Raw genomic sequence first — 25,718 nt, 5'->3', positions numbered from 1 at the left:
GGTGTTCTCCAGATTAGAAGCGTGTGGATGAGAAAGGTGACATATCGAGCACCGGCTTGGCGTCAGTGACCAGATCAGCCACCAGTTCGGCCGTGCCTGCGGATTGGGTCAGCCCCAGATGACCATGGCCAAAGGCATAAAGCACCTCTGGTGCGCGCGAAGATCGGTCAATCACTGGCAGGCTGTCGGGCAGTGACGGGCGAAAGCCCATCCATTGCGTGCCGCCCTCTAGGTTAAGGTCTGGCATGAAGCGCCCGGCCTTGGCCAGCAACGTGTCAGCGCGCCGGTAATTCGGGGCCAGCTTCAATCCACCCAGTTCGACCGCGCCACCGATGCGCACACCGCCGTTGATCCGGGTCACCACAAACCCATGCCCCCCAAAGGTCAGATGCGTGCGCAGGTCAAAAGCACCTTCGGGCAGGGTCGTGTTATAACCCCGTTCGGTCTCAAGCGGGATATGATCCCCTAGGGATTTGGCCAGTTGGTGTGACCAGGCTCCGGCGGCAACAATCACCTGACCTGCCGAAATGTCGCCGTTGTCTGTGGCAAGACGCACGCCATCATCGGTTGGTTTCAGTGCCGTGATCTCCGCGATCTTTACCTGTCCACCGTGCGCGATGAACTGTGCCGCCAGATGCTCGGTCCAGTGGGCCGGGTCGACGGTATTCATCCATGTCGGGGTAAAACCCGCATGGGTGAATCGCCGGTTCAGTCCGGGTTGAATTTCGGCAATAGCATTCGGACTGTCCAGAAGATCAAACGGGATGCCATGGTCCTTGCGCAGGTCCCAAGTGGGCAGGCTGGCACGGAATTCGCTCTCACTCTCGAACAACTGCAACTGGCCTTGGCGCTGCATCAGCGCCTCGCCGTCAACATACGCGATTTGGCGCTCCAGCGCGGCGCGGCTGTGGTTCATCAGCGCGGCCTGTGCGGACAGTGAGGCAGCATAACGATCTCGCCAACTGGCCCGCCAGAACCGGAGCATCCACGGTGCAATACTCAGCGCATAAGCGGGCGGGATCGACAAAGGCCCCAGCGGATCAAGCAGCCATTTCGGCGCTTTGCGCATGATCCCCGGGGTTGCAAGCGGCACGATATCTGTAAAGGCAAAGGCCCCGGCATTGCCCTTTGACGCCCCGGCTGCGACGCCTTCACGGTCCAGCACCAGCACGTTCCTGCCGCGCTTTTGCAGTTCCAGCGCAGCGCTGATGCCAATGATGCCAGCACCGATCACAACTATGTCCGTCTTGGTATCATGCTGCATGGTTATAGGTTCTCAAATCGTGCTGGGGGGTCGGGGACCGAACAGCGTCTGTCCCCGGACTTGATTTCAAAACGCGATGCCATCTCGGAACGGATCATTCGGCGCGAAAACCAATCTGGCTTCCGCCATGATATGTGCCTGCCCGGTCAGGGTGGGAATGACACCCCCGTTCGGGCCGGGTTGGTAGCTCAGCACATAGGGGCTGCCGATCACGCTTTCCTGCACAATCTCTTCCCCCGCTTCCAGCGCCCCGTTTGCCGCCAGACAGGCGAGGCGCGCCGAACTGCCAGTACCGCAGGGCGACCGGTCATATTGATTGTCCGGGCACAGTACAAAGTTGCGGCTGTGAACATCCTTGTTGGGGGATTGATCCTGTAGGATCACGTGGTCGACCAGTTCCCCGTTTTCACCACGCACCCCCTGTGCGATGCAGGCTTGACGTATGGCTATGGTCAAATCGGTCAACGCACGAATGTTTCCCGGGTTCACCGGGATCGGGCTGGGATCAACAATGAAGAACCAATTCCCACCGTATGCAAGATCGCCGGTGATTGACCCATGGCCGTCAACCTCAATCTGCACAGCTGCCCGCACGCGCCGGCTCTCGACATTTGTGACGCGCACGGTATTGGCGTCCAGCAACTCCACCGAGATGACCCCGACCGGCGTTTCCACCCGGTGCGTGCCGGGCCGGATCCGACCCATATGGGCCAGAGTGACACTCAAACCGATGGTGCCATGCCCGCACATGCCCAGAACGGCATCCGCATCGAAATAGATCACGCCGGTCTCACATCCAGAATCTTCGGGCGCGACCAGAAGCGCCCCCACCATACCGGGCTGCCCACGCGGTTCCAACAAGATGGATTTGTAGAACGCCTCATGCTCGGTGGCCAAGCGTCGTGCACGCTCGGCCAGTGGGCCGGACCCCAGATCGGGGCCGCCGTCGAGGATCACCCGCGTAGGCATTCCTCCGGTGTGACTGTCAATCACATGCATTCAGCAATGACCCCGCCTTGGCCGGACCAATCGGTAAACCAAGTGCGGAACAGGTGGTATTGCTGTTCGCAATAGTTGCGCTGGGCATCCGTCAACTCGTCGGTTTCGTTGAAGTGCAAACGGTATTCCTCTTCGCCGTTCAGGACCAGCAGGTGTTTGTAATACAGTACCAGATCGGTGCCCTCGTCAAAGCTGGCCAGCACACTAAAGGCTTCTTCCAGTTCCCGCGCGCGAAGGCGGGCCTCGGCATGACCGGCAGCTGCTTTCTGACACAGGGCCGCCAGCAGAAGTGCCTCCTTAGGCAAAGCAGTGCCGATCCCCGTGATCGAGCCGGTGGCGCCGCAATTGACGAAGCCATGGTAGACCTCGGTGTCCACACCAACCATCAGTGTAACCTGATCATCTTTCGAGGTAATGTGTTCCGCCGCATAGCGCAGATCGCTTTTGCCGCCGAATTCCTTGAACCCAACAAGGTTCGGATGATCTGCACGCAATTCCAGGAACAGATCGGCGCGCGTCGCAAAGCCGTAAACCGGGCTGTTATAGATGATTGCCGGGATATCAGGTGCAGCCGACAGGATCGCTTTGAAATGGTTACGCTGCGCCGCGATGGACGATCCACGCGACAATACACGCGGGATCACCATAAGCCCTGCCGCACCAACCTTTTGCGCATGCGCGGCAAGCGCCACGGCGGATTTCGAATTTATCGCACCGGTGCCGACGACAACGGGCAGTCCGGCCGCGATCAGACGTTCGACACCTTCCATCCGTTCGGCATCCGACAAGAGAGGCCAGTCGCCCATCGAGCCGCAATAGACTACGGCAGACATGCCCGCTGCGATCATTTCCTTGCCCTTTTTCACCAGCGCGTCGAAATCCGGTGTCCGGTCCGGTTTGCAGGGGGTCATCAGGGCTGGCATGGTGCCGGTGAAGATATTCTGGGACATGAAGGTGACCTTCCTAATTGTTTTGGGGCGGGGGCTCTTATCGCACATTCGCCAGGAATTTGCGGGTGTGTTCGGATTGGGCTTCGCTAAAAATCTGGGCGGGCGGGCCGATCTCTTCCATCACGCCCTGATGAAAAAAAGCAACCCGGTCTGATACATCACGAGCGAAACCCATCTCATGCGTGACACAAATCATTGTCATCCCTTCTTCGGCCAAAAGCCGCATCGTGTCGAGAACTTCGCCCACCAGTTCAGGATCCAGCGCCGAGGTTGCTTCGTCAAACAGCATGTATTCCGGCTCCATCGCCAGCGCGCGGGCAATGGCAAGTCGCTGCTGTTGACCACCCGATAAGGACGAGGGGAAGACGTTCAGCTTCTCGCCCAACCCTACATGGGTCAACTGCTTTGCGGCAATGTCACGCGCCTCGTCCCTCGACTTGCCTTTGACAATCTTCGGGGCCAAAGCAACGTTTTCCAGTGCTGTCAGATGCGGAAAGCTGTTCCATTGCTGGAACACCATCCCCAGCTTTGTGCGCAGCTTGTTGATGTCGGTGCCTTTTGCATGAACATCAATGCCATCAACCCGGACCGATCCCTGCTGGATCGGTTCCAGCCCGTTGATGCAATAGAGAAGGGTCGATTTTCCGGAGCCTGACGCGCCAATCACCGACAAAACTTCTCCTTTCTGCACATCCAGATCGATGCCTTTCAGCACATGCAGCGATCCAAAATACTTGTGCAGGTCGCGTATTTCGATCATTGGGCCCACCTTTTTTCTAGCGACGCAGAATAACGCGAAATCGGATAGCTGAGCGCGAAATAGAACGCACCAGCGATTGTCAGGATCAGGAACGGTTCCTGCGTGCGGGTGATCAGGATTTGGCTGGCCTTCAGCAGCTCGACATAGCCCAGAACCGAGACCAGCGCGCTGTCCTTCATCACACCCAGCGCGACCCCAACCCAAGCGGGGAACACCGCGCGCCCACCGATCGGGAAGACGACGTAGCGCAGATCCTGCCAATAGGTCATGCCCAGACTGCGCGCGGCGCGACGCATCGGATCACCGACGGCCTCAATCCCGCCGCGCGCCACATTCGCAACCAGTGCTGCCGTATAGATGGACAGGATCACCACGCCTGAAGCAAACGGGTCCAGATTGAGCCCGACAATAGGTGCAAAGTTATAAAACAGCACCAGCTGGATGATCAGAGGGACCGACCGGAAAATATCCAGAACCGGAGCCAACGTCAGGGTCGCTGCCAGTTTGCCCTCGTACAGAAGCCATCCGCACACCACGCCAATGACCGTTCCTATGGAAATCGAAAGTACTGAAATCCAGAGCGTTCGCAGCGCGGCTTCGCCCAGAAACCACAGATCGTTGATGTTGAAGCCGCTGAAGAAGCTGACAGTGGGTTGCATCTGTGCCTCCTTCAGTAGCGGAAAAGCCGGGACGCCAGCAGGCGCGAGGCAAGAAGGATGATTTTGACGATCACGTAATAAATGACCGCGGTGACGGCAAAATATTCAAAGATGCGGAAAGTGCGCGAGGCAAAGAACTGCGTCTCGCCCGACAGCTCCCGGAAGCCGACCAGCATGCCCAGCGAGGACATCAAAACAGCCCAGACCATCTGGTTCGTGATCGGATGATAGACAATGCGAAACACCTGTGGGATCACGACGCGTGTGTAGGCCTGCCACGCGGTCATGCCCAGCGATCGCGACGCGCGTAACTGTGTCTCGGGGACGGCCTGAAAGCCGCCGCGAAAGTTTTCAGCCAGATAACCGGCGCAATTGAATGTCAGTCCGGCCAGCACGATGAAGTACGGCGACAGATGCAGGCCAAAGGCACCAAGCCCGAAGCCGAAAAAAAATAGCTGGAACAACGCCGGAGTATTACGCGCCAGTTCGACCCAGGCTGAGGCGAACCAGTAAAGCGGCCCTTTCAGGTGCAGTCGCGTCAGCGCCAGACAAAGCCCGATGATGATGCCAAGGACCATTGCCAGCACGGCAACCTGTATCGTCAGCAGCGATGCTTCAAGCAGGTCCGGCAGGCTTTTCATCACTGGCCGCCAATGGAATTTATAGTCGAACACGGGTGTTCCTCGCGCAATCTACTGGTCCTTTCGCCCGGCCATAGCCGGACGAAAGCATGGAGCAGGAAAGAGTCAGTACATTACGCCGGGAATGCGCAGCTCGGGGGCTTCGCCACTGACATATTTTCCCCAATGCTCCTGATAGCGGCCCGAACGCACCTGGTGGGTCACGAACAGGTTCAGGAAGTTCAGCCAGGTGACATCTTCACGCTTGCCGACAACCGAAGTGTAGTCGGTGGTCCATGGCATACGAGGACCGGCAACAACGGTGTCATATTGCTGGGTAATCGGCAGCACGGCAGTATTTGTGGTAATGCCGATATCGGCCTTGCCCTGAGCCACCGCCAGGAACACCTCATTCTCGGACTGGTAGCCCTGGTAATTGCCTTCTTCACCCCATTCGGCGGCGATCTTCAGCCATTCCTGCTCGGGTACGGTGCCGATCGCGGCAGCCACGCGCTTGCCGCGGATATCCTCGAAGGTTTCAATACCGCTTTCCGCGTTCACCACACCCTGCGCATAATAGATGGCGTAAGGAATGGTAAAGCCCACGGTCCGCGCCCGTTCGAGGCTGTCCGAGGTTGCTCCGAACACAACGTCTGCGCGTCCGGTGACGATCACTGGCAGGCGTTCTGCCCAGGTCAGCGGCAGGATTTCGGCGTCAACTTCAAGGGCGGCGGCCAGATCATTGCAGTATTCCACGTCAAAACCCGCCGGTTCGTTGTTGGCGTCGCGATATCCAATTGGCGGAAAATCCAACACTACACCGCAGCGCAATGTCCCGCGATCTACGACATCGTCCAGCGTGTCCGCCATCGCAGGAACCGTGGAGATAGTGGTGAGGGCCGCCAGTGCGGCGAGTTTCTTGAGCATGTGATCCTCCCTGAATCAATCAATACGCAGAGGAGTAACGGATATTGTATCCAACATCCAGTATTTTGTTTTGACCTCGACGACCTTCTTGTGGTGACAAGGACATCTTGGAGTGGTGATGGTCTTGAAAAGACTGACTTACCGCGCCCGTAAGGGGTGCGTTATCGTCGTGAGGCGAATTTCAGCCGGTAAGACCGCCTGACACTTCCAATCAAGCGGTAATTGGGTTCCTTACAGAGAACCGCATTAGCGACCACTGAGGTCAAGTGCGCTGGTTCAGGTTCTGACGGCCTGCAATTCTTCGAGCAGATCCAGAAGTTGATCCAACTTTTCCTGTCCCATTTGTGCCTCGATGTTGCCGGTGATCGCAAGCGAAGCCGCTAGGTTGTCCGTAAGAATAGATCGGCCTGCGTTGGTGATCGTGACCATGGTGCGACGTTTGTCATCACTATCCCGACGGCGTGAAATCTGGCCTTCGGCCTCCATCGTTCGCAGGATGCGCGTCACACTAGGAAGAAGCAGACATGCCTCGTGAGCGATTGTGCTTTGCTCCACTTCACCAAGCTCATCTAGCACACGCAAGACGCGCCATTTCTGTTCGGTCAGATGAATGCTTTGCAGCATATCCCGGATCGGGGACATGACGGTTTCCCGCGCGCGCAACAGTGCGATTGGAAGGGAGCGGGCGGTGCTTTTGATGTGGCTTTGCGTGGTCATGCGGTTTTCTAGAATGCTGCAATGGCAATTGCAAAGATTAACAAGGCAATCTCTTGACGTGCGGCTTTGTGAATAATAAACATGTTAACTAAATACGCAGAAAGGGAAGGCTATGCCGCATTTCCACGTCGAGTATTCCGGCAATCTGGAAGACAAGATCGACATGGACGGTCTGTGCGAATGCATACGGGCCACCGCTGCAGGGGTTGAGGCGTTTCCTATGGCCGGAATTCGTGTTCGGGCTACGCGGGTTGATCACTATGCCATCGCTGACGGCAACCCGGCGCACGGGTTTGTCGATATCTCGATCCGCCTGAGAGCGGGCCGGCCTAAGGATGTCAAACGGGACGCCACGCAGCGCATTTTTGAGGCGGTTGAGGCCTATCTGTCCCCCGCCTTCACCGGACATTCCATCGCTCTCTCGCTTGAGATGCGTGACATTGACCCAGACCTTTCGCCCAAGACCGGCACGATCCGGCACCATTTGGGCGCCACCAACCAGGAGACCTGATCCATGAGCGCACTGGGTACGAATATCGAGAAGCTGGCGGGCTTTCTGGTCCGGTTTAAGGAAACCGGCATCAAAAACCGGATCGCGGGCGAAGATCGCGACGGTTCCGCAGGGGTGTTCCAATCCACATCTCCCGTCGACAAGTCGGTGATCTGCGATGTCGCCCATGGCACTGCCGAGGATATCGACGCTGCCGCCAATGCCGCTCATGCCGCATTTTCCGATTGGCGTGACAAGCCTGCCACCGAGCGCCGCCGCATCTTGCTGAACGTTGCCGATGCGATCGAGACCCGTGCCGAGGAAATCGCGCTGTGTGAATGCTGGGACACGGGCCAGACCCTGCGCTTTATGTCCAAGGCCGCACTGCGGGGGGCCGAGAACTTCCGGTATTTCGCGGATCAGGTGGTCCAGGCGCGGGACGGTCAGCACCTTAAGTCGCCGACCCTGATGAACATCACCACGCGCGTACCGATCGGTCCGGTGGGCGTGATCACGCCGTGGAACACGCCGTTCATGCTGTCGACATGGAAGATCGCACCTGCTTTGGCTGCCGGGTGCACCGTGGTTCACAAACCGGCCGAAGATTCTCCGCTGTCCGCTCGCCTGCTGGTGGAGATCGCCGAAGAGGTCGGGCTGCCCAAGGGTGTGCTGAACACCGTGAACGGGTTCGGCCCCGATGCGGGTAAGGCGTTGACGGAGCATCCGTTGATCAAGGCGATCGCCTTTGTCGGTGAAAGCCGCACCGGCAGCATCATCACCAAACAAGGTGCCGATACGCTCAAGCGGATGCATCTGGAACTGGGCGGCAAGAACCCGGTTGTTGTGTTCGACGACGCCGATCTCGACCGGGCGCTGGATGCGGTGATCTTCATGATCTACTCGATCAATGGCGAGCGCTGCACGTCATCCTCGCGCCTGCTGGTGCAGGACACCATCAAGGACGCGTTCGAGGCAAAGCTGATCGAACGGGTCAACACCATCAAGGTCGGTCATCCGCTGGATCCTGCGACCGAGATCGGGCCCCTGGTGACCGAGGAGCACTATAACAAGGTGACTTCCTATTTTGACATCGCCAAAGAAGACGGTGCGACTGTCGCCGCCGGAGGTGTCAAGGTGGGCGACACAGGGTATTTCATTCGCCCAACCCTGTTTACCGATGCCAATAACCAGATGCGTATCGCGCGCGAAGAGATATTCGGCCCGGTTCTGACCTCGATCCCATTCTCGACCGAGGACGAGGCGCTGCAGATCGCCAACGACACACCATACGGTCTGACCGGCTATGTCTGGACCAATGACCTGACCCGCGCCTTGCGGTTCACCGACAAGCTAGAAGCCGGGATGATCTGGGTGAACTCGGAAAACGTCCGCCACCTGCCCACCCCGTTCGGCGGCGTCAAAGCATCCGGTATCGGCCGCGACGGCGGCAACTGGAGCTTCGAGTTCTACATGGAACAAAAGCATATCGGATTCGCAACTGGCCAACACAAAATCATGCAATTGGGCCAGTGAAACCGGCAGGAGGCCGCGGTACGCTGACGTCGGTACACACGAGGAGGAACTGTCATGGGAAAGATCGTACAAGCCGCAAAGATCACGCATGTGCCAAGTATCTGGATGTCCCACACGATGCCGAAATATAAGGGCATCCGGCAGTCTGCCATTGATGGGTATGCGCGCCTGCGCCAGGACGCGATAGATCGCGAGGTCGAGACCTTTCTTGTTTTCGACACCCATTGGATCACCAATCAGGGGTTTCACCTGAATACCAAAGAGCACCACAAAGGTCGCTTCATCAGTCATGAACTGCCGCATATGCTAGCGGATATGGAGTTTGACTATCGCGGCGACCACGCATTGGGCGAAACCATCCTTGATGTTTTGCGCGAGCGCGGCGAGCGGGCACTTGGCCATTCGCACCCCGATATGGGAATGGAGTACGGCACACTTCTGCCTATGCATTTCATTAACGATGGATTGAATGCCAGGGTTTTGCCCGTTGCAGTCAACCAGTTCTCGTCGATCCAGGAAAACCGCGTCTGGGGTGAGGCCATTGCTGAAGGTATCCGGCGTTCCGACCGGAACGTTTCCATACTGGCATCCGGCTCACTCAGCCATGATTTCACACCGAATGAACGCTCAGTTGAAGGGCTCAATGCGGTGAACGGAGAATTTAATCGCCAGATGGATATGCGTGTTCTGGAGCTTTGGGAACAGGGAAGGTTTGAAGAGTTTCTTGAGATGCTTCCGGACTATGCAAAGAAATGTACAGGCGAATGTGCAATGAATGACACCGCTTTGCTGTTTGGAGCACTGGGTTGGGGCAGCTACAAGGGTGAGATCAACATCTACACCCCGTATTTCGGCAGCTCTGGCACGGGTCAGGCAAATGTCAGCTTTTCGGTGTGAACCGGACAATCGAACACTAAGATTCAGTGGCGATCCCGTCACAAAGGAAAGTCAATAAATGAACTGGGACGCGTTTTCGCATTGGGGTCAGCACATCTCGAAATGGGCGGCCGACTATCACAGAACTCTTGCCGAGCGCCCTGTTCGCGCACAGACAAAACCAGGACAAATCGCTGCCCAGCTAAAGGTATCACCCCCCGAGAGTGGCGAGCCGATGGAAGCCATCATGGCCGATTTCGAACGGATTGTGATGCCGGGTATTACACATTGGCAACATCCCCGGTTCTTTGCCTATTTCCCGGCCAACGCAGCGCCCCCGTCGATGCTGGCTGAAATGCTGGTGACCACAATCGCGGCGCAATGCATGTTGTGGCAGACCTCGCCAGCTGCGACCGAGGTCGAAGGGGTCATGGTCGATTGGCTGCGGCAGGCGCTTGGGTTGCCCGAAGGTATGACCGGAGTTATTCAGGACAGTGCATCATCCGCCACGTTGTCGGCTGTTCTGACCATGCGGGAACGGGCCACAGGGTTTACCGGAAACCGCGAAGGCCTGAACGCCAAGGGCGCACTGCGCATCTACTGCTCGGATCAGGTGCATTCATCGATTGATCGGGCTTGCTGGGTTGCGGGGATCGGTCAGGACAATCTGGTGAAACTACCTACAGGTGGTCCGACCTTTGCGATTGATACTGGGGCTCTAGATACCGCAATTCAGGGTGATATCGCGGCCGGACATATTCCCGCCGGTATCATTGCAATCACGGGCGGTACTGGTGTCGGGGCCTGCGATGATCTGGTAGCGGTCGCTGAGATTGCGCAAAAATATGACCTCTACACACATCTTGACGCGGCCTGGGCGGGGTCGGCGATGATCTGCCCTGAGTTTCGAGAGGCCCTTTGGCCGGGAGTGGACCGTTACGACAGCATTGTCTTCAACCCACATAAATGGATGGGGGCGCAGTTCGATTGCGCGATCCAGTTTCTGCGGGACGCCGCGCCACAGCTCAACACGCTTAAGATCGAACCGGAATACCTCAAGACCACCGGGGCAGAGGTGACGAATTATTCAGAATGGACCATCCCCTTGGGTCGACGGTTCCGGGCACTAAAGATCTGGTTCTTGTTGCGCTCTTATGGTCTCGACGGGTTGCGGGACCGTATTCGCAACCATGTACTTTGGGCCAATGAAGTTGCAGAAAAGATCGGTGCGATAGAGGGGTTTGAGATCACCACCGGCCCGATCCTAAGCCTGTTTTCCTTTCGCTGTCCGGGGGATGACGCCGCGCAGCAGCGGCTGGTGGATGCGTTGAATGACGATAGCCGAATTTACCTGACGCAAGGCATGTTCGATGGCCGCAAGATCATCCGCTTTCAGGTCGGGCAATTCGATACAACTCGCGATGACGTGCTTATGGCGGCGGATGTCATCCGCGATGTCTGGGAGAGCCTGTTATGAAGTTCGCGACGTTCAGTGCTGCAGGGGATACCTTCTTTGGCGCGATTACCGATGATGGCGCAATCGCTCTGAACAGTGATTTTCCCGGGCTTTCCAGCCTGTATGAGGTTATCGCTGCCGGTGAGTTTGGCCGGTTGGCTGCGGTGGCCGAGGGCAAGCCTGTGACCCATTCGGATTTCACCTATGAAATGGTGATGCCGGATGCCCGCCGCATTCTGTGCGTCGGCGTGAACTTCCCTGACAGGAATGCGGAATACAAGGATGGCAGCGCGCAGCCGGAAAATATGTCACTGTTCCCGCGCTTTGCCAGCGGCTTTACCGGCCACAACCGCCCGCTGATCCGTCCGCCGGAAAACCACACGCTGGATTACGAGGGCGAAGTGGCCATTGTGATCGGCAAGGCGGGCCGCCGGATTTCGCAGGACGAAGCCTATGACCACATCGCCGCTTTGACGCTGTGCAACGAAGGCACGATCCGCGATTGGGTGCGCCATGCCAAGTTCAACGTGACTCAGGGCAAGAACTGGGACAATTCAGGGTCGATCGGCCCGTGGCTGGAGCCCTTCACCGATCCGGCGCAATTAGATGACGCCCGCATTCAGACCCGCGTCAATGGTGAATTGCGCCAGGACGACACCCTTGACCGCATGATGTTCCCGATCCGACGCGAGATCGAGTATATCTCGACCTTCATGACGCTGAAACCGGGTGACATTATCGTAACCGGTACTCCTACGGGAGCGGGTGCGCGCTTTGACCCGCCAAAATATCTTGCACCGGGTGACGTGATCGAGGTTTCCGTCGAAGGTATCGGCACCCTGCGCAACACGGTCGAGGATGAGAAGATATGACGCCGGAAGAGCACGCCCGCGCGGCAGCCGACCTGCTTCAGGCCGAACGCACCGGCGACCAGATCGGTCTGCTGAGCCTGCGCCACCCCGAGATGGGTATGGACGACGCCTATGAGGTGCAGAATGCCATCTATCACCAGAAACTGGCCGAGGGGCGCAGGGTCATCGGGTGGAAGATCGGTCTGACGTCGAAAGCGATGCAATATGCGCTGAACATCGACATTCCCGACAGCGGCATCCTGTTTGATGATATGGCGTTTGAAAACGGTGGTACGGTCCCTGCAGGCCGATTCATCCAGCCCCGAATCGAGGCTGAAATCGCCTTTGTCATGAAATCCGCCGTTGGTGGCGAGAATGTGAGCCGCGACGTTATTATATCCGCCACCGATTACGTCGCGCCAGCGATTGAAATTCTGGACACACGTATTCAGCGTCAGGACCCCGAGACTGGCAAGGTCCGAACCGTCTTTGACACGATCAGCGACAATGCCGCCAATGCGGGCATTGTGCTGGGCTCCGAGCGGCATGCGATCGACGCGTTCGACCTGCGCTGGGTTGGCGCCTTGACCTTCCGCAACGGTGAGATTGAGGAAACCGGCCTAGGGGCCGGCGTATTGAATGATCCTGTCGAAAGTGTTGTCTGGCTGGCCCGGCGCATGGCGCAATATGGACAAAGCGTAGAACCGGGGCAGGTTATTTTGTCCGGCAGTTTTATCCGCCCTGTCGAGTGCCCCCCGGGCACAGAAATTCACACGGATTTCGGGCCGTTCGGCGCAGTCGATATCAACTTTGCCTGAAAGGCTGTCTCTGGGAAAGCCGTCAGGGCAGCATTGAAGGCTGGAAGCCTGCTGATCGGATGTTGTGTGACCCTGCCGGCCTGTCCCGAGATCTTGAATATCGCGCCTGACAAAGCCCGGGTGTCGTTTTGCCAGAGGGGACAACCTAAAGCTTTTGCACACCATGCATGGTCAGGGTACTCACCAGATCGGCATAATCCTCGCGGGCTTTAGCGCCTGCGCCGGTGTTCCACATGTAATACCAGTTCAACATGCCAAAGACTGACATCGTCGCACCGCGAAGCTTGTCCTTGGCGCCGTCAAAGGATCCGGGCGACATTTCCAGAAGTATGTCGCGTACAAAGTTCACCAGATCAAGCTGATAGCCCCGCAGACGTTTTTGCTGTTCTTCGGTCAATGCGCTCATGCCGCTGATCTGAACCCGGTGCTCGTCATCTGCACCTTGATAGGCAAAAAGGATCTCGCGCACTGCTTTGCGCAATTTCTGTTCGGGGCTAAGGCCGTCCAGATCAACATTGCAAATCCGGTCCCGCAACTCACGCAGGTACGTTTCAAGGATGTCATACAGGATGGCATCCTTGCTGTCATAGTAGTGATATATGTTTGCTTTCGATATCCCGCATTCTTTGGCCAAAAGGGTCATCGAAGCACGGTCAAATCCCTGGTCGGCAAACACTTTTGCCGCCATCTTCAGGATCTGTTCCCGCTTTTGGTCGTGGTCTTTGGCAATTGTCCGGGCCACGGCTCAGTCCTTATCGCGATTGTCTACAACGCGCTTCGCCTTGCCCTGAGAGCGTTCGACGTCGCCGGGGTCACCTACTACAATTTCGGTTGAAACGCCAACGACGTCCTTGATCCGCTTGGTCAGCATCCGTGCAGCGGCTGTTTTCGACAGCTCGTCGGTGGAATCTGGGGAAGATTCAACAAAGACCCGCATGGCGTCCATGCGACCGGATTTGTAGAGCTCGATCTGGTAATAGGGGGCAAGACCGCCCGTTGCCATGACCTGTTCCTCGATCTGGCTGGGGAAGACGTTGACGCCGCGCAGGATCATCATGTCGTCACTGCGGCCGGTGATCTTTGCCATCCGGCGCATGGACCGCGCTGTCCCTGGCAGCAGGCATGTCAGATCGCGTGTGCGATAGCGGATCATCGGCAACCCTTCTTTGGTCAGTGTCGTGAACACCAATTCTCCGGTTTCGCCATCGGGCAGGACTTCCCCGGTAACCGGGTCGATGATTTCTGGCAGGAAATGATCCTCCCAGATTACTGGCCCGTCTTTTGTTTCAACGCATTCATTGGCTACTCCGGGGCCCATGATCTCGGACAGACCATAGATATCGACGGCGTGCATGTCGAAGGCTGCCTCGACCTCGGCCCTCATCGCGTCAGTCCAGGGTTCCGCACCAAAAACACCAACCTTCAGCGAGCTCTCACGTGGGTCGAGACCCGCCTTGTGGAACTGTTCAAGGATATTGAGCATGTAGGAGGGTGTGACCATGATCCCGTCAGGCCGGAAATCATTGATCAGGTTGACCTGCTTTTCGGTTTGCCCGCCCGACATCGGGACGACGGTCGCGCCAAGGCGTTCGATCCCGTAATGGGCACCTAGCCCACCGGTGAACAGCCCATAGCCGTAGGCATTGTGCACCATGTCGCCCTTGCGCAGCCCAGATGCCCGCAGAGACCGCGCGCCAAGATCAGCCCAATTGTCGATGTCATTCTTTGTGTAGCCAACCACCGTCGGTTTGCCTGTCGTGCCGGAGGACGCGTGCAGGCGAATTATCTCGCTACGCGGAACTGCAAACAAGCCAAACGGATAGTTGTCGCGCAGATCGTTTTTGTACGTGAACGGAAACTTTGACAGATCCGAAAGCTGCTGAAGATCGTCAGGATGCACGCCAGCCTCGTCAAAGCGCTGTTTGTACATCGGAACGTTTTCATAAGCATGACGCAAGGACCACTTCAGACGCTCAAGCTGTGTGGCGCGAATTTCGTCGATCGAGGCGATTTCGATCGGGTCAAGGTCCGCTTTGTTGGGGGAAAGGTCTTTCATCGCGTAACTCCTCCAGTCACGAAACTATTCTTGAAAATTCTGGCCGCCAATGGTGCGGGACATGCCGCGAAACTCAGCGATCAGAGTATCGTCTTGATTGATGACGCGGACGTCGTAGATGCCGCTGCGACCGGACAGGTTCACTTCTGTCGCGGTAGCAGTCAGGCAGTCACCTTTCCGTCCCGGTGCAAGATAGCTGACCATCGTATGCTGCGCTACAGTTGCAACATTCCGGCTGTTGCAGGCAAAGGCGAAAGCACTGTCAGCAAGAGCGTGCGTGACTCCGCCATGGCAAATACCATGTCCGTTGCAGTGATGCGGCGCAACAGTCAGGGACAGGACTGCGTGCCCTTCATCGACCTCGACAAGCTCCATCCCGAACCATTTACTGGCTTCGTCACTGGCCCACATCGCCGCTGCGGATTTTTGGGCGCGTTCTTTTGGGGTCATCATCATCTTCCCTGAAAATGCGGTGCGCGTTTTTCGAGGAAACTGGACACGCCTTCGGCGTAATCAGCACTTTCCCCGCAGGTTTTCATTGCGTCCGCTTCAATTTCAAGCTGATCGGACAAGGATGTGGTGGCTGCTGTTTGAATGCACTGCTTGGTCAGGCCCAACCCAAGGGTGGGGCCGTTGGCAAGTTGCGCGGCAAGAGCGCGTGCTTCGGTCATCAGCTGATCATCGGGCAACGCTTTCCAGATCAACCCCCAGTCTTCGGCCTGCTTGGCGGTTAGGGGCAATGCTGTCAGGGCCAGCCCCTTTGCGCGCGCCTCGCCCAACAATCGGGGCAGGTGCCAGCTGCCGCCTGTGTCCGGAATCAGCCCGACCTTAGAAAAGCTTTGAATGAACTTTGCGCTTTCCCCGGCCAAAACCATGTCGCAGGCCAGTGCAAGGTTTGCGCCCGCGCCCGCGGCCACGCCGTTTACGGCACAAACAACCGGGAAATTCAAAGACCGGATCAGTCTCACCAGAGGGGCATAGAAAGTGCGTACAGTTTTGCCCAGGTCGGGCGGGCCATCCATTTTCGAGGGATCGCGGTCTCCAAGGTCCTGACCCGCACAAAAACCGCGCCCTGCGCCGGTCAGCAAAATCGCGCGGGCACCATTTTCGCGCGCGCTCTGCAGCGCGTCGTGAAGGGCAAGATGCATCTCCTCATTGAACGAGTTCAGCTTGTCGGGGCGGTTCAGGGTTATTTCAACCCAGTTTCCGTGATCATGTACAAGGATCGTATCGCTCATGGCTGTCTCATCTGTTCCCGTGACAACTTAATCATTGCATTAACCGAACGGTTGGTCAATATATAAACCCAAACCGAATCTGGACTGATCAAAGGGAATGCAAATGCCGCAACCGTCGCTGGTGAGTGTTGACTTTAAGGGCGACGTGGCCTGGGTCACGGTCGACAACCCGCCGGTGAACGCAACCTCGACGGGCGTTCGGCAGGGTCTGGCCGACGCGGTCGACGCAGTTCAGAAAGCTCGGGTTGCCGTCCTGTGCTGCGCCGGTCGGACATTCATCGCGGGCGGTGATATGTCCGAGTTTGACGCGGCTCCGGTTGAGCCGCATTTGCCTGATGTTGTTCAAAAAATCGAAGACAGTAATGTGCCGTTTATCGCCTGTATGCACGGCAACGTGTTGGGTGGCGGGTTTGAAATTGCCATGGCCTGCGCGTGGCGGGTCGCAGCGCCGGGCACCTGCTTTGGGCTGCCGGAAGTCAATGTGGGCCTGATCCCGGGGGCGGGGGGCACGCAGCGATTGCCGCGCCTTGTTGGAATGGAAGCGGCGGTCGACATCGCCTGTTCGGGAAAAATCCTGAAAGCGGAAGAAATGGCCAATCTCGGGGGAATTGACCTGATTGCCGATAACCCAATGTCGGCTATTCTGGATTTTGTCGCCAACCTGCCAAAGCGCCCGGCACCTGTCAGTCAACGGCCCGTTGGCAATGTCGCGTCTGACCTTCTGAAGACAAGCCGTCAGGCTTTGAAAAAACGCGCCAGGGGTCAGCAATCACCGCTGGAAAACCTGACCGCGCTCAGCTGGTCGTCCGAACCTTTTGCTGTCGCACAGCCGAAAGAGCGTGCGCGCCATCTGGCACTGCGTCAAAGCCCTGAAAGCCGCGCCCTGCGATACGCCTTTTTTGCCGAGCGCCAGGTGGCCAGACCTTCGTTTATCGCAGGTGTCACCCCGCGCGATATCAGCCGGATCGCAGTTGTCGGTGGCGGGTTGATGGGGGCAGGGATCGCGACCGCTGCCCTGAATGGTGGTCTTTCGGTCACTCTGATCGAGAGGGATATGGAAGCAGCGGCCGCAGCCCGTGATCGGGTTGAGGGGCTGTTAAAGGGGGCAGTCAAGCGGGGCAAGATGTCCGAAGCACAGCTGCAGGAACGCCTTGCCGCGTTTTGCGCCGTGGACAGCTACTCCGAAGCTGCCGACGTTCAGTTGGCTATCGAGGCTGTGTTTGAAGACTTATCGGTCAAGCAACAGGTTTTTGCAGAATTGGCCTGCCATATGCAGCGTGACGCGATTCTGGCCACGAACACGTCGTACTTGAGCCCGGTCGAGATCTTCGCAGGTATCGAAAATCAATCGCGGTGCATTGGTCTGCACTTCTTCAGCCCTGCCCATGTCATGAAGCTGTTGGAAGTCGTGCATACGCCGCAAACTTCGCCCGAAGTTGTCGCTACCGGGTTTGCGCTTGGAAAAAGGCTTCGCAAGGTTTCTGTCCTGTCGGGCATCTGCGATGGTTTTATTGGCAACCGGATGTTGGCTGCGTATCGGCGCGAGGCTGATTATTTGCTGGCGGATGGGGCGTTGCCTTATCAGGTGGACCAGGCAATGCGAGCTTTCGGGATGCCCATGGGGCCTTACGAGCTGCAAGATCTGACAGGCCTCCAAATCGCCTGGGCCAACCGAAAACGCAATGCCGCAACCCGCGACCCGAACGAACGCCATGTGACGATCGCTGACCAACTTTGCGAGATGGGTCGTCTTGGCCAACGCACAGGCAAAGGATGGTATCGCTATGAAGTGGATCATCGCGAACCGATCCGCGATCCCGAAGTGGAGGCGTTGATCGAGTCCTACTCGGCTGAACAGGGCATAACGCGGCGGGCATACGCGCAGGACGAAATCGTGTCGCGCATCTTGGCGGTGCTGGCCAACGAGGGCGCGTTGATCATTCAGCAGGGGATCGCCGAGTCCGCGGAAGCCGTCGATATGGTTCAAATTCACGGCTACGGCTTTCCGCGCTGGCGCGGCGGGCCGATGAACTATTGCAAGGAAATCGGAACCAGCACGTCGCAGGCAATGATGGAAGCCGTTGCCAAGGAAAGCCCCGGTTCATGGCACGTCGCGGGATGTATTGAAAATAATTAACATGTTGATGGTTACAAAAGTGACCATTAACGCATTCTTGACTCATGTTTCACAGGGAGGAGACAGAACTATGAAATTCACTAGGTTGAGCACACTTCTTGCCTCAGCTGCGCTTGCCGTTTCAGGTACAGTGGCGCTTGCGGCAGATTATACGCTGACCATTTCCAGCTGGGCCCCGCCGACCCATGGCATCAATGCCAAGATGTGGCCGAAATTCGTCGAGATGATCGAAGAGGCCACCGATGGTCAGGTCACCGCCGAGCTGAAGCTGGGCCTTGCCCCGCCCCCCGCGCAGATGGACCTGATCATGGATGGCGCCGCTGATGCCTCGATCATATTCCACGGCTATCAGCCAGGCCGGTTTGTCACCACCAAGATGATCGAACTGCCCGGATACGAAGGTTCGGCCGAGGCTGCGTCGGTTGCGTATTGGCGGGCATATGACGCGCATTTGAAGGCGGCGGATGAACACCGTGGCGTGAAAGTGATCGCCTTGCACACGCATGGTCCGGCTCAGCTGCATTCCAGCAACCCGGTGACGTCTCTGGACGAAGTCTCGGGTCTCAAGGTTCGCATCCCTGGCGGTGTTGGTGGTGACGTGGGCACGGCGCTGGGTGCAACCGGTATCCAGGTTCCTGCACCGAAAGTGTATGAAACCCTGGCCTCCAAGGCCGCAGATGGCGTCGTCATGCCCTTTGAATCCCGTAAAGGTTTCAAGCTGACGGAAGTGGCGCAGAACGTCTATGAGGTCCCTGGCGGCCTGTATCGCGGTTCGTTTGCCTTTATCATGAACGAGGACACCTTTGCTGACCTGCCCGCCGATCTGCAGGCAGCGCTGGAAGAAAACGTTTTCGGAGAACCGCTGAGCCGCGAGATTGGCAAGATCTGGGATGAGATCGATGCGATCGGCCGCGAAGAGACCGAAGGCACCGAAGGCAACGCGATTCATGCGGCATCCGCTGAAGATCTTGAAAAGTTCAATGCAATTGCTGTGGATGTACGTGCCAAAGTTATCGACGAAGTCAATGGCACAGGCATCGACGCCCAGGCCGCCTATGACATGATCGTAAATGAAATGGCTGCGCAATAACGCAGTCTGGCTGGCGGACGCGATCCGCCAGCCGATTTCACCCGCTGGGGACCCGTTATGCAATCTCTCGTGACCTTTGCGCGTCGCGTCAGTATCGTGCCTACGCTGCTGGCCTGTTCCGCGCTGTTCATCCTGATGGTGATGACTTTCTTTGATGTCATCCTACGATCTGTATTCAATGCCCCGATCGAGGCGGCCACGGAACTGACCCGGATCCTGATGGCCGTCCTCGTGTTCTCGGTCTTGCCGATGATCTCGGCAGGCAAGGGTCAAATCGCTGTGGATTTGACGGATGGGCTGTTTTCACGTCTGCGGTTAAGTCGGGTACGTGATGCGATTGTATATCTGTTCTCTGGCATCATGCTTTTTTGGCCAATTCAGCGTGTCTGGGTATTGGCTGAACGTGCGCGGGATTACGGGGACGTCACGGAATATCTTTCGATCCCAGTCTTCTATGTAGGCTGGTTCATCTCGGGGTTCATAGCGATCACCGCTGTTGCAATGATCATCACCGGCATCTTGCACTTCTTTGCCCCCCATACATTGTCGGAGCACCCCCAATGACCGCTGCGCTGATCGGTTTTGTTCTTGTTCTTGTTCTTGTGCTGGTGCGCTTGCCCATCGTGTTTGCAATGGGATTGGTCGGAACGCTTGGCTTTGCCTATGAACGCGGCGGCAGCATCCTGTCCGAGCGTGGGTTGAAGGCCGCGATGTCGATGGTGGGTCGTCAGATCACCGACACCGCGCAGGATTACGGCTTGTCGGTCGTCCCGCTGTTTATCCTTATGGGCTTGTTCGTGAATAAAGGTGGGCTTGCGCGCGAGCTTTACGCAGTTTCAAACGCTTTTCTGGGCCATTTTCGGGGTGGTATCGCCATGGCGACGGTGGCAGCATGCGGGGGTTTTTCGGCCATTTGCGGCTCGTCTCTGGCAACGGCGGCCACCATGTCCAAGGTCGCAATGCCGGAAATGCGCCGCTATGGTTATTCCGACGAGCTTTCGACGGCATCGATTGCAGCGGGCGGTACGCTTGGTATCCTTATTCCGCCTTCGGTGATCCTGGTCATTTACGGGCTGCTGACCGAAACCTCGATTGGGAAACTTTTCGTTGCGGGTATCATTCCCGGTCTGCTTGGCATTCTGTTCTACCTGCTCGCCGTCAGCTGGACCGTCGCGCGCAAACCCGAGTCGGGACCGGCGGGTGAACGTCACGGCTGGTCCGAGCGTTTGTCGGCGGTGCGCTCGGTCTGGGCCGTATTGCTGCTGTTCTTTCTGGTTATTGGCGGATTGTACGGAGCTTTCGATTTTCATCCGCTGAACCTGACCTTCAGCCCGACCGAGGCGGCAGGCATGGGCGCAATGGGCGCTTTCCTGATCGCTCTGTCACGAGGCGGGCTTACTTTGGGGTCGACGTTTGAGGTGCTGAAGGAAACCACCTATACCGCAGCGGCATTGTTCTCGGTTCTGATCGGGGCACAGATCTTTTCGAATTTCATCAACCTTGCCGGTCTGCCCGAAGCGCTCATCGCATTGGTTACGGCCTATGACGTGGAACCTTTCGTCGTGATCCTGATGATCCTTGGGATCTACATCATTCTGGGTTGCGTCTTTGAATCCCTGTCGATGCTGCTGCTTACGGTTCCGATCTTTTTCCCGTTGGTCACATCGTTGGGGTATGATCCGATCTGGTTCGGCATTGTTGTGGTTGTCGTGACCGAGATCAGCCTGATCACTCCACCCGTCGGCTTGAATGTCTTCATTCTGAAAGGCGTGGTCGGAGATGTGTCAACAGGAACAATCTTTAAGGGTGTCACTCCGTTCTGGGTGGCGGATATCTTCCGGCTGGCTCTGATCGTTCTGGTGCCATGGTTGGTGTTGGTTCTACCTGAACAAATGGGGGCGATGGGGCACTGATGTTCTCTCTGACCGCGCTTCCAGACGGGTTTCATACAGATCCCTATCCTGCCTACGCTGCGCTGCGCGAAGATACACCCGTCTGCTGGCAGCCTGACGGATCGGTTATCCTGTCCCGATACCAGGACCTGGACCTTGTTTACCGGGACACGTCGCGATTCATATCGGACAAGAAAGCGGTATTTGGTCCCAAATTCGGGGTCGACAGCCCCTTGTATGAGCACCACACCACCAGTTTGGTGTTTAATGACCCGCCGCTGCATACCCGTGTTCGCAAGGTGATGGTCGGCGCGATGAACCCACGCGCGTTGGCGCAAATGGAACCGGGTCTGATCCAGCTTGTCGATGGGCTGCTGGACGAGATGCTGGTCAAGGGCAACGTCGAACTGATCGAGGATTTTGCCGGAGCAATCCCGATCGAGATCATCGGCAATCTGCTGGGTATACCACGATCCGAACGCGGGCCACTGCGCGATTGGTCTCTGGCCATTCTTGGAGCGTTGGAGCCGCAATTGACGCCAGAGCAGGAAGAGTGGGGTAACCGCTCGGTCTCGGATTTCAAGGACTTCCTGCGGCATATCATCGAGGATCGCCGCGCCAACCCCGGGGACCCGGCAACGGATGTCCTGACCCGGCTGATGCAGGACGACACGGATGGTGGCCTGACCGAGGTCGAGCTGTATCAGAACTGCATTTTCATCCTGAATGCGGGTCACGAGACCACAACAAACCTGATCGGCAACGCATTGGACCTGTTGGACCGGCACCGCGCCAAGCGGGCGGAGTTACTGGCCGACCCGGATCTGATCGGTTCGGCCGTGGACGAGTTTCTGCGGCTGGAAAGCCCGAACCAGTTCGGTAATCGTCTGACCACCGTTGATGTAGTATTCCACGGTCAGACCATTCCGGCAGGTACTGATGTTCATCTGTGTATCGGCGCGGCCAACCGTGATCCACGGCAGTTTGACCGGTCTGACGAGATGATCTTGGACAGACGCCCGAACAAGCATCACGCTTTTGCCGGAGGCCCCCATACTTGCGTCGGTCTGACCCTCGCGCGTCTGGAGGGCCGGGTGGCTGTGGGCCGGTTTCTGGCCCGTTTTCCAGACTATCGCATCACCGACGGCGCCGAACGGGGCGGGCGCATCCGGTTTCGGGGGTTTGCACGAATACCCGCGCGGGTCTGAAAACCCTAGCTTGGGAAAATAGCTTGGTAATTTATTGACCGACCGTACGGTTTAAAATATGATTTCGCAAGACCGGCCTGTGGCAACGCGGGGATCGCGACCTAGATGAGGAGACGCTCATGACTATCCAACAGATTTCCAGCTTTGCAGCTGGTGAGTGGGTTTCGCCCGGCGAGGGTGCCCGCGCAATAACAAGCGCTGTGACCGGCGAGGTTATCGCCGCAGCGGGTAACAGCGCGCTGGATGTCCAGGGGATGTTGGACTATGCGCGCAATGTCGGGGGGCCGGCACTGCGCAAAATGACGTTCCATGAACGGGCCAAAATGCTCAAGGCGCTGTCTATGCATTTGGGCCAGCACAAGCAGGCCATGTATGATTTGTCTTTCAACACTGGTGCGACGCAATCGGATCATATGATTGATATCGACGGCGGCATCGGAACGATGTTTGTTTTTGCCGCAAAAGGCCGTCGTGAAATGCCGGATGGACATGTCTATCTGGACGGTGAGGTCGAGCAGTTGTCGCGCAACGGCACCTTTCTGGGGCAGCACATCTGCACCCCGCTGCAAGGTGTGGCAATTCACATCAACGCGTTCAATTTTCCGGTTTGGGGGATGCTAGAGAAGCTTGCCCCGACCCTTCTGGCGGGCGTTCCGGCGATTGTAAAACCAGCCACGAGCTCGTGTTATGTGACCGAGCTGTGTGTCAGGTTGATGCTTGAGTCCGGCATCTTGCCAACCGGCGCATTGCAGTTGGTCTCGGGTGGTTTGGGTGACATGCTGGACCGTCTGACCATGCAGGACGTGGTCAGCTTTACCGGATCCGCCGATACAGCCCTGAAACTGCGCTCCAATCCGGTGATCCTTGAGAACTCGGTACGGTTTGTTGCGGAACAGGACAGCCTGAACTGTTCGATCCTTGGCCCCGATGCCGTGCCGGGTACGCCGGAATTTGACCTCTTCGTGAAGGAAGTCCAGCGCGAGATGACCACGAAGGCAGGGCAGAAATGCACCGCAATCCGTCGGATCATCGCACCCGAACCGCAGGTACAGGCGGTAATCGAGGCGCTGTCGGCACGACTGGCGAAAACGGTCATTGGCGACCCAAAGTTGGAAACCACCCGCATGGGTGCGTTGGTTTCGAACGGTCAGAAGCGTGATGTTCTGGAAAAGGCCGCTATCCTTGGGCAAGAGGCCGAGCGTGTCTTCGGCAACCCCGATGATTTCGCGGTTGAAGGCGCTGATGCCGAAAAGGGTGCGTTCCTGCCGCCCATGCTCTTCCACTGCGCCAATCCTGACGCGGCGCAGCGCGTGCACGACACCGAAGCCTTTGGTCCGGTCAGCACAGTGATGGGGTATCGCGATCTTGACCATGCCATAGAACTGGCGAACCGGGGGCAGGGCTCTCTGGTGGCATCGGTGATCACCCATGATCCCGACGTGGCGCGACAGGTTGCCATGGGATCAGGGGCTTATCATGGGCGTCTGTATTTCAACAACCGTGACTCGATGAAGGAATCCACCGGTCATGGCTCACCTCTGCCGCACATGGTTCATGGCGGTCCAGGACGCGCCGGTGGCGGCGAAGAAATGGGCGGGGTGCGGGGTGTGAAACACTATATGCAGCGCACTGCCATTCAAGGTTCGCCCGATCTGCTGACAGCGATTGGCCGGAAATGGGTGCCTGGCGCGACCGAAGTCGAAGGTCCTGCTCATCCCTTTACCCGTCGGTTTCACGATCTGTCGATTGGCGAGACCCTTCACACGGCGCCAAGAACCATCACCATGGAGGACATTGAACACTTCGCCAACTTCACCGGTGATACCTTCTATGCGCATATGGATCAGGCGGCGGCGGAACGTAACCCGTTCTTCCCGGGTCGCGTTGCACATGGATATTTGCTGTTGTCTTTTGCAGCCGGATTGTTCGTCGAACCGAACGAGGGGCCGGTTTTGGCAAATACCGGTCTTGACGGGCTGCGCTTCATGAAACCGGTCGAGGCTGGCGACACCATCAAGGTGCGTTTGACTGTCAAGCACAAAACCAAGCGCAATGATGACTACGGCGAGGTTCGCTGGCACGTTACCCTGACACAGCAGGATGATGACCTGGTCGCAGAATATGAGTTGCTGACCATGGTTGCCTACTAGGCGAAGGTGCAGCTGCGCAGGGGCTGGATGGCATTTCCCTCCGGCCCGATTATACTGTGCTTATGAAAGATACGGCCCCAGAATGGTTCGAAACCTGCGTCAGCCAGTTGACCACAACTGGCACGCAACGTGTGTGGTCAGTGCTGGTCACAATTTTCGGTGATCTGGCCCAGAGCGGGTCTGACCAGGTTAGTGGCGCGCTGATCACAGCGCTGACCAACCTTGCTGGGATCAAGGCAGAAGCCACGCGTGTTGCGCTGCACAGGCTGCGCAAGGAAGGCTGGATCGAAAGTACGCGGGTCGGGCGAAACAGCGTTCACAGACTGACCGAATTTGGCCGCAGTCAAAGCGCCGCCGCCGCCCCGCGCATCTATTCCCGCGAGACGAATACGCCAGAAATCTGGCATATGCTTATCGCCAGCAACTCGGAATGTTCGCGAAAAGAGCTGGCAGATCTGATGCTGACCGGAGATTATATTTCAGTTAACCCCACAACAGCCATGTCGGCAGGCCCCGTCCCCGAGAACCTTGAAGAACTGCTGGGTGTTGAAAGCAGCGCCATTTCAGTTCCAGGCTGGCTGTGCGACCTTTGTGGCCCTGAACCGTTGAAGTCAGCCTATGATCAGTTCTTGCACTCCATTCAGATCACCGAGCAACTGTTGCCTGTCGATGGCGTCGGCGATCCGCTGAAAATAGCGGTGCTGCGCGTATTGATTGTGCATGGGTGGCGTCGTTTGGTTCTACGCCATCCATCCCTGCCCCCGGCCTTTTTGCCTGCTGATTGGAAAGGCACGGAGTGTCGCGCGGCGGTGTCCCGATTGCTGGGACAATTGCCCAAACCGGATCTTGCCAAACTGGAATCTGCGGTGGGTTGTTAACTCTTTTCTTGCCGTGTCCGGGGATGGCGCTCTTGGGCGTTGGAAGACGGATGTGAAAGAAGGACCATTTTATGTTACAGAAAACTTATATGAGCGATTACATGGTAACATAATGCTTGCGCCGAATCGATTGAGCATTTATTAACCGA

General features: G+C 57.4%; 25 protein-coding genes. 13 read left to right on the top strand and 12 right to left on the bottom strand.

Annotated elements, in window-relative coordinates:
- Positions 1 to 13: 13 nt before the first annotated feature.
- From I9182_RS06820 to hpaR, 8 genes are all read right to left on the bottom strand, one after another.
- Positions 14 to 1,264 (bottom strand): FAD-binding oxidoreductase, encoded by a 1,251-nt coding sequence (locus tag I9182_RS06820; protein ID WP_209597472.1) that lies wholly within the window; start codon positions 1,262 to 1,264, stop codon positions 14 to 16.
- 66 nt (positions 1,265 to 1,330) lie between these two features.
- Positions 1,331 to 2,263 carry a proline racemase family protein gene (locus I9182_RS06815; RefSeq protein WP_209507533.1) on the bottom strand — a complete coding sequence of 311 codons (933 nt, stop codon included), beginning with the start codon at positions 2,261 to 2,263 and terminating at the stop codon, positions 1,331 to 1,333.
- Complete coding sequence (locus tag I9182_RS06810) at positions 2,254 to 3,213, bottom strand: dihydrodipicolinate synthase family protein (RefSeq protein ID WP_209597470.1); 960 nt, start codon at positions 3,211 to 3,213, stop codon at positions 2,254 to 2,256. The genes I9182_RS06815 and I9182_RS06810 overlap by 10 nt, the downstream gene beginning before the upstream one ends.
- 37 nt (positions 3,214 to 3,250) lie before the next feature.
- Positions 3,251 to 3,973: an amino acid ABC transporter ATP-binding protein gene (locus I9182_RS06805; protein WP_209507535.1), complete on the bottom strand. Its 723-nt coding sequence runs from the start codon at positions 3,971 to 3,973 to the stop codon at positions 3,251 to 3,253.
- Entirely contained in the window at positions 3,970 to 4,632 is a 663-nt protein-coding gene (locus tag I9182_RS06800) for an amino acid ABC transporter permease (RefSeq protein WP_209507536.1), read from the bottom strand. Before I9182_RS06800 ends, I9182_RS06805 begins: the two co-directional genes overlap by 4 nt.
- An 11-nt stretch (positions 4,633 to 4,643) precedes the next feature.
- Positions 4,644 to 5,306 carry an amino acid ABC transporter permease gene (locus I9182_RS06795; protein WP_209597468.1) on the bottom strand — a complete coding sequence of 221 codons (663 nt, stop codon included), beginning with the start codon at positions 5,304 to 5,306 and terminating at the stop codon, positions 4,644 to 4,646.
- Between the two features lie 72 nt (positions 5,307 to 5,378).
- Positions 5,379 to 6,179 carry a transporter substrate-binding domain-containing protein gene (locus I9182_RS06790; RefSeq protein ID WP_209597466.1) on the bottom strand — a complete coding sequence of 267 codons (801 nt, stop codon included), beginning with the start codon at positions 6,177 to 6,179 and terminating at the stop codon, positions 5,379 to 5,381.
- Between the two features lie 276 nt (positions 6,180 to 6,455).
- Positions 6,456 to 6,896 carry a homoprotocatechuate degradation operon regulator HpaR gene (gene hpaR, locus I9182_RS06785; protein ID WP_209507539.1) on the bottom strand — a complete coding sequence of 147 codons (441 nt, stop codon included), beginning with the start codon at positions 6,894 to 6,896 and terminating at the stop codon, positions 6,456 to 6,458.
- Between the two features lie 112 nt (positions 6,897 to 7,008).
- Here hpaR and I9182_RS06780 point away from each other — a divergent pair, with 112 nt between their 5' ends.
- The 6 genes from I9182_RS06780 to hpaH are packed head-to-tail and all read left to right on the top strand — an operon-like array spanning position 7,009 to position 12,920.
- Positions 7,009 to 7,407: a 5-carboxymethyl-2-hydroxymuconate Delta-isomerase gene (locus I9182_RS06780; RefSeq protein WP_209507540.1), complete on the top strand. Its 399-nt coding sequence runs from the start codon at positions 7,009 to 7,011 to the stop codon at positions 7,405 to 7,407.
- Between the two features lie 3 nt (positions 7,408 to 7,410).
- Positions 7,411 to 8,919, top strand: coding sequence for a 5-carboxymethyl-2-hydroxymuconate semialdehyde dehydrogenase (gene hpaE, locus I9182_RS06775; RefSeq protein ID WP_209597464.1), 1,509 nt, complete (start codon positions 7,411 to 7,413; stop codon positions 8,917 to 8,919).
- Between the two features lie 54 nt (positions 8,920 to 8,973).
- Positions 8,974 to 9,816, top strand: a complete 843-nt coding sequence (hpaD, locus tag I9182_RS06770) for a 3,4-dihydroxyphenylacetate 2,3-dioxygenase (protein WP_209597461.1) — start codon at positions 8,974 to 8,976, stop codon at positions 9,814 to 9,816.
- Between the two features lie 58 nt (positions 9,817 to 9,874).
- On the top strand, positions 9,875 to 11,272 hold the full coding sequence (locus tag I9182_RS06765) for a pyridoxal-dependent decarboxylase (protein WP_209597459.1): 1,398 nt from the start codon (positions 9,875 to 9,877) through the stop codon (positions 11,270 to 11,272).
- Positions 11,269 to 12,123, top strand: coding sequence for a fumarylacetoacetate hydrolase family protein (locus I9182_RS06760; protein ID WP_209597457.1), 855 nt, complete (start codon positions 11,269 to 11,271; stop codon positions 12,121 to 12,123). Before I9182_RS06765 ends, I9182_RS06760 begins: the two co-directional genes overlap by 4 nt.
- Positions 12,120 to 12,920 (top strand): 2-oxo-hept-4-ene-1,7-dioate hydratase, encoded by an 801-nt coding sequence (gene hpaH, locus I9182_RS06755; RefSeq protein ID WP_209597455.1) that lies wholly within the window; start codon positions 12,120 to 12,122, stop codon positions 12,918 to 12,920. The genes I9182_RS06760 and hpaH overlap by 4 nt, the downstream gene beginning before the upstream one ends.
- A 145-nt stretch (positions 12,921 to 13,065) precedes the next feature.
- On the opposite strand, the gene I9182_RS06750 is transcribed toward hpaH, so the two are convergent.
- From I9182_RS06750 to paaG, 4 genes are read right to left on the bottom strand one after another with little or no spacing between them, the layout of a single operon-like run.
- Positions 13,066 to 13,662 carry a TetR/AcrR family transcriptional regulator gene (locus tag I9182_RS06750; protein WP_209597453.1) on the bottom strand — a complete coding sequence of 199 codons (597 nt, stop codon included), beginning with the start codon at positions 13,660 to 13,662 and terminating at the stop codon, positions 13,066 to 13,068.
- 3 nt (positions 13,663 to 13,665) lie between these two features.
- Entirely contained in the window at positions 13,666 to 14,976 is a 1,311-nt protein-coding gene (gene paaK, locus I9182_RS06745) for a phenylacetate--CoA ligase PaaK (protein ID WP_209507547.1), read from the bottom strand.
- 24 nt (positions 14,977 to 15,000) lie between these two features.
- Positions 15,001 to 15,426 carry a hydroxyphenylacetyl-CoA thioesterase PaaI gene (gene paaI, locus I9182_RS06740; RefSeq protein ID WP_209597591.1) on the bottom strand — a complete coding sequence of 142 codons (426 nt, stop codon included), beginning with the start codon at positions 15,424 to 15,426 and terminating at the stop codon, positions 15,001 to 15,003.
- Positions 15,427 to 15,428: 2 nt separating this feature from the next.
- A complete protein-coding gene (gene paaG, locus I9182_RS06735) occupies positions 15,429 to 16,214 on the bottom strand; it encodes a 2-(1,2-epoxy-1,2-dihydrophenyl)acetyl-CoA isomerase PaaG (protein ID WP_209597451.1) in 786 nt (261 codons plus the stop codon).
- Between the two features lie 103 nt (positions 16,215 to 16,317).
- Between paaG and I9182_RS06730 the strand changes: the two genes are divergently transcribed.
- The 7 genes from I9182_RS06730 to I9182_RS06700 all read left to right on the top strand — a co-directional run bounded on the left by I9182_RS06730 (position 16,318) and on the right by I9182_RS06700 (position 25,569).
- On the top strand, positions 16,318 to 18,351 hold the full coding sequence (locus tag I9182_RS06730; protein ID WP_209597449.1) for an FAD-dependent oxidoreductase: 2,034 nt from the start codon (positions 16,318 to 16,320) through the stop codon (positions 18,349 to 18,351).
- A 70-nt stretch (positions 18,352 to 18,421) separates the two neighbouring features.
- The gene (locus I9182_RS06725) at positions 18,422 to 19,441 is read left to right on the top strand and encodes a TRAP transporter substrate-binding protein (RefSeq protein ID WP_209597447.1); all 1,020 of its coding nucleotides are present in this window, start codon (positions 18,422 to 18,424) and stop codon (positions 19,439 to 19,441) included.
- Positions 19,442 to 19,498: 57 nt separating this feature from the next.
- A complete protein-coding gene (locus I9182_RS06720) occupies positions 19,499 to 20,005 on the top strand; it encodes a TRAP transporter small permease subunit (RefSeq protein ID WP_209597445.1) in 507 nt (168 codons plus the stop codon).
- Entirely contained in the window at positions 20,002 to 21,354 is a 1,353-nt protein-coding gene (locus I9182_RS06715) for a TRAP transporter large permease (RefSeq protein WP_209597443.1), read from the top strand. Before I9182_RS06720 ends, I9182_RS06715 begins: the two co-directional genes overlap by 4 nt.
- Positions 21,354 to 22,541: a cytochrome P450 gene (locus I9182_RS06710; protein ID WP_209597441.1), complete on the top strand. Its 1,188-nt coding sequence runs from the start codon at positions 21,354 to 21,356 to the stop codon at positions 22,539 to 22,541. Before I9182_RS06715 ends, I9182_RS06710 begins: the two co-directional genes overlap by 1 nt.
- Positions 22,542 to 22,660: 119 nt before the next feature.
- Entirely contained in the window at positions 22,661 to 24,691 is a 2,031-nt protein-coding gene (paaZ, locus tag I9182_RS06705; RefSeq protein WP_209597438.1) for a phenylacetic acid degradation bifunctional protein PaaZ, read from the top strand.
- Positions 24,692 to 24,753: 62 nt separating this feature from the next.
- Entirely contained in the window at positions 24,754 to 25,569 is an 816-nt protein-coding gene (locus I9182_RS06700) for a PaaX family transcriptional regulator C-terminal domain-containing protein (protein WP_209507555.1), read from the top strand.
- Positions 25,570 to 25,718 lie beyond the last annotated feature (149 nt).

The sequence above is a fragment of the Ruegeria sp. HKCCSP351 genome (genome assembly GCF_017872535.1).
GTDB lineage: Bacteria > Pseudomonadota > Alphaproteobacteria > Rhodobacterales > Rhodobacteraceae > Ruegeria.
Note: the sequence above shows the minus strand (reverse complement) of the source record. Positions and strands in the feature narration are given on the sequence as shown.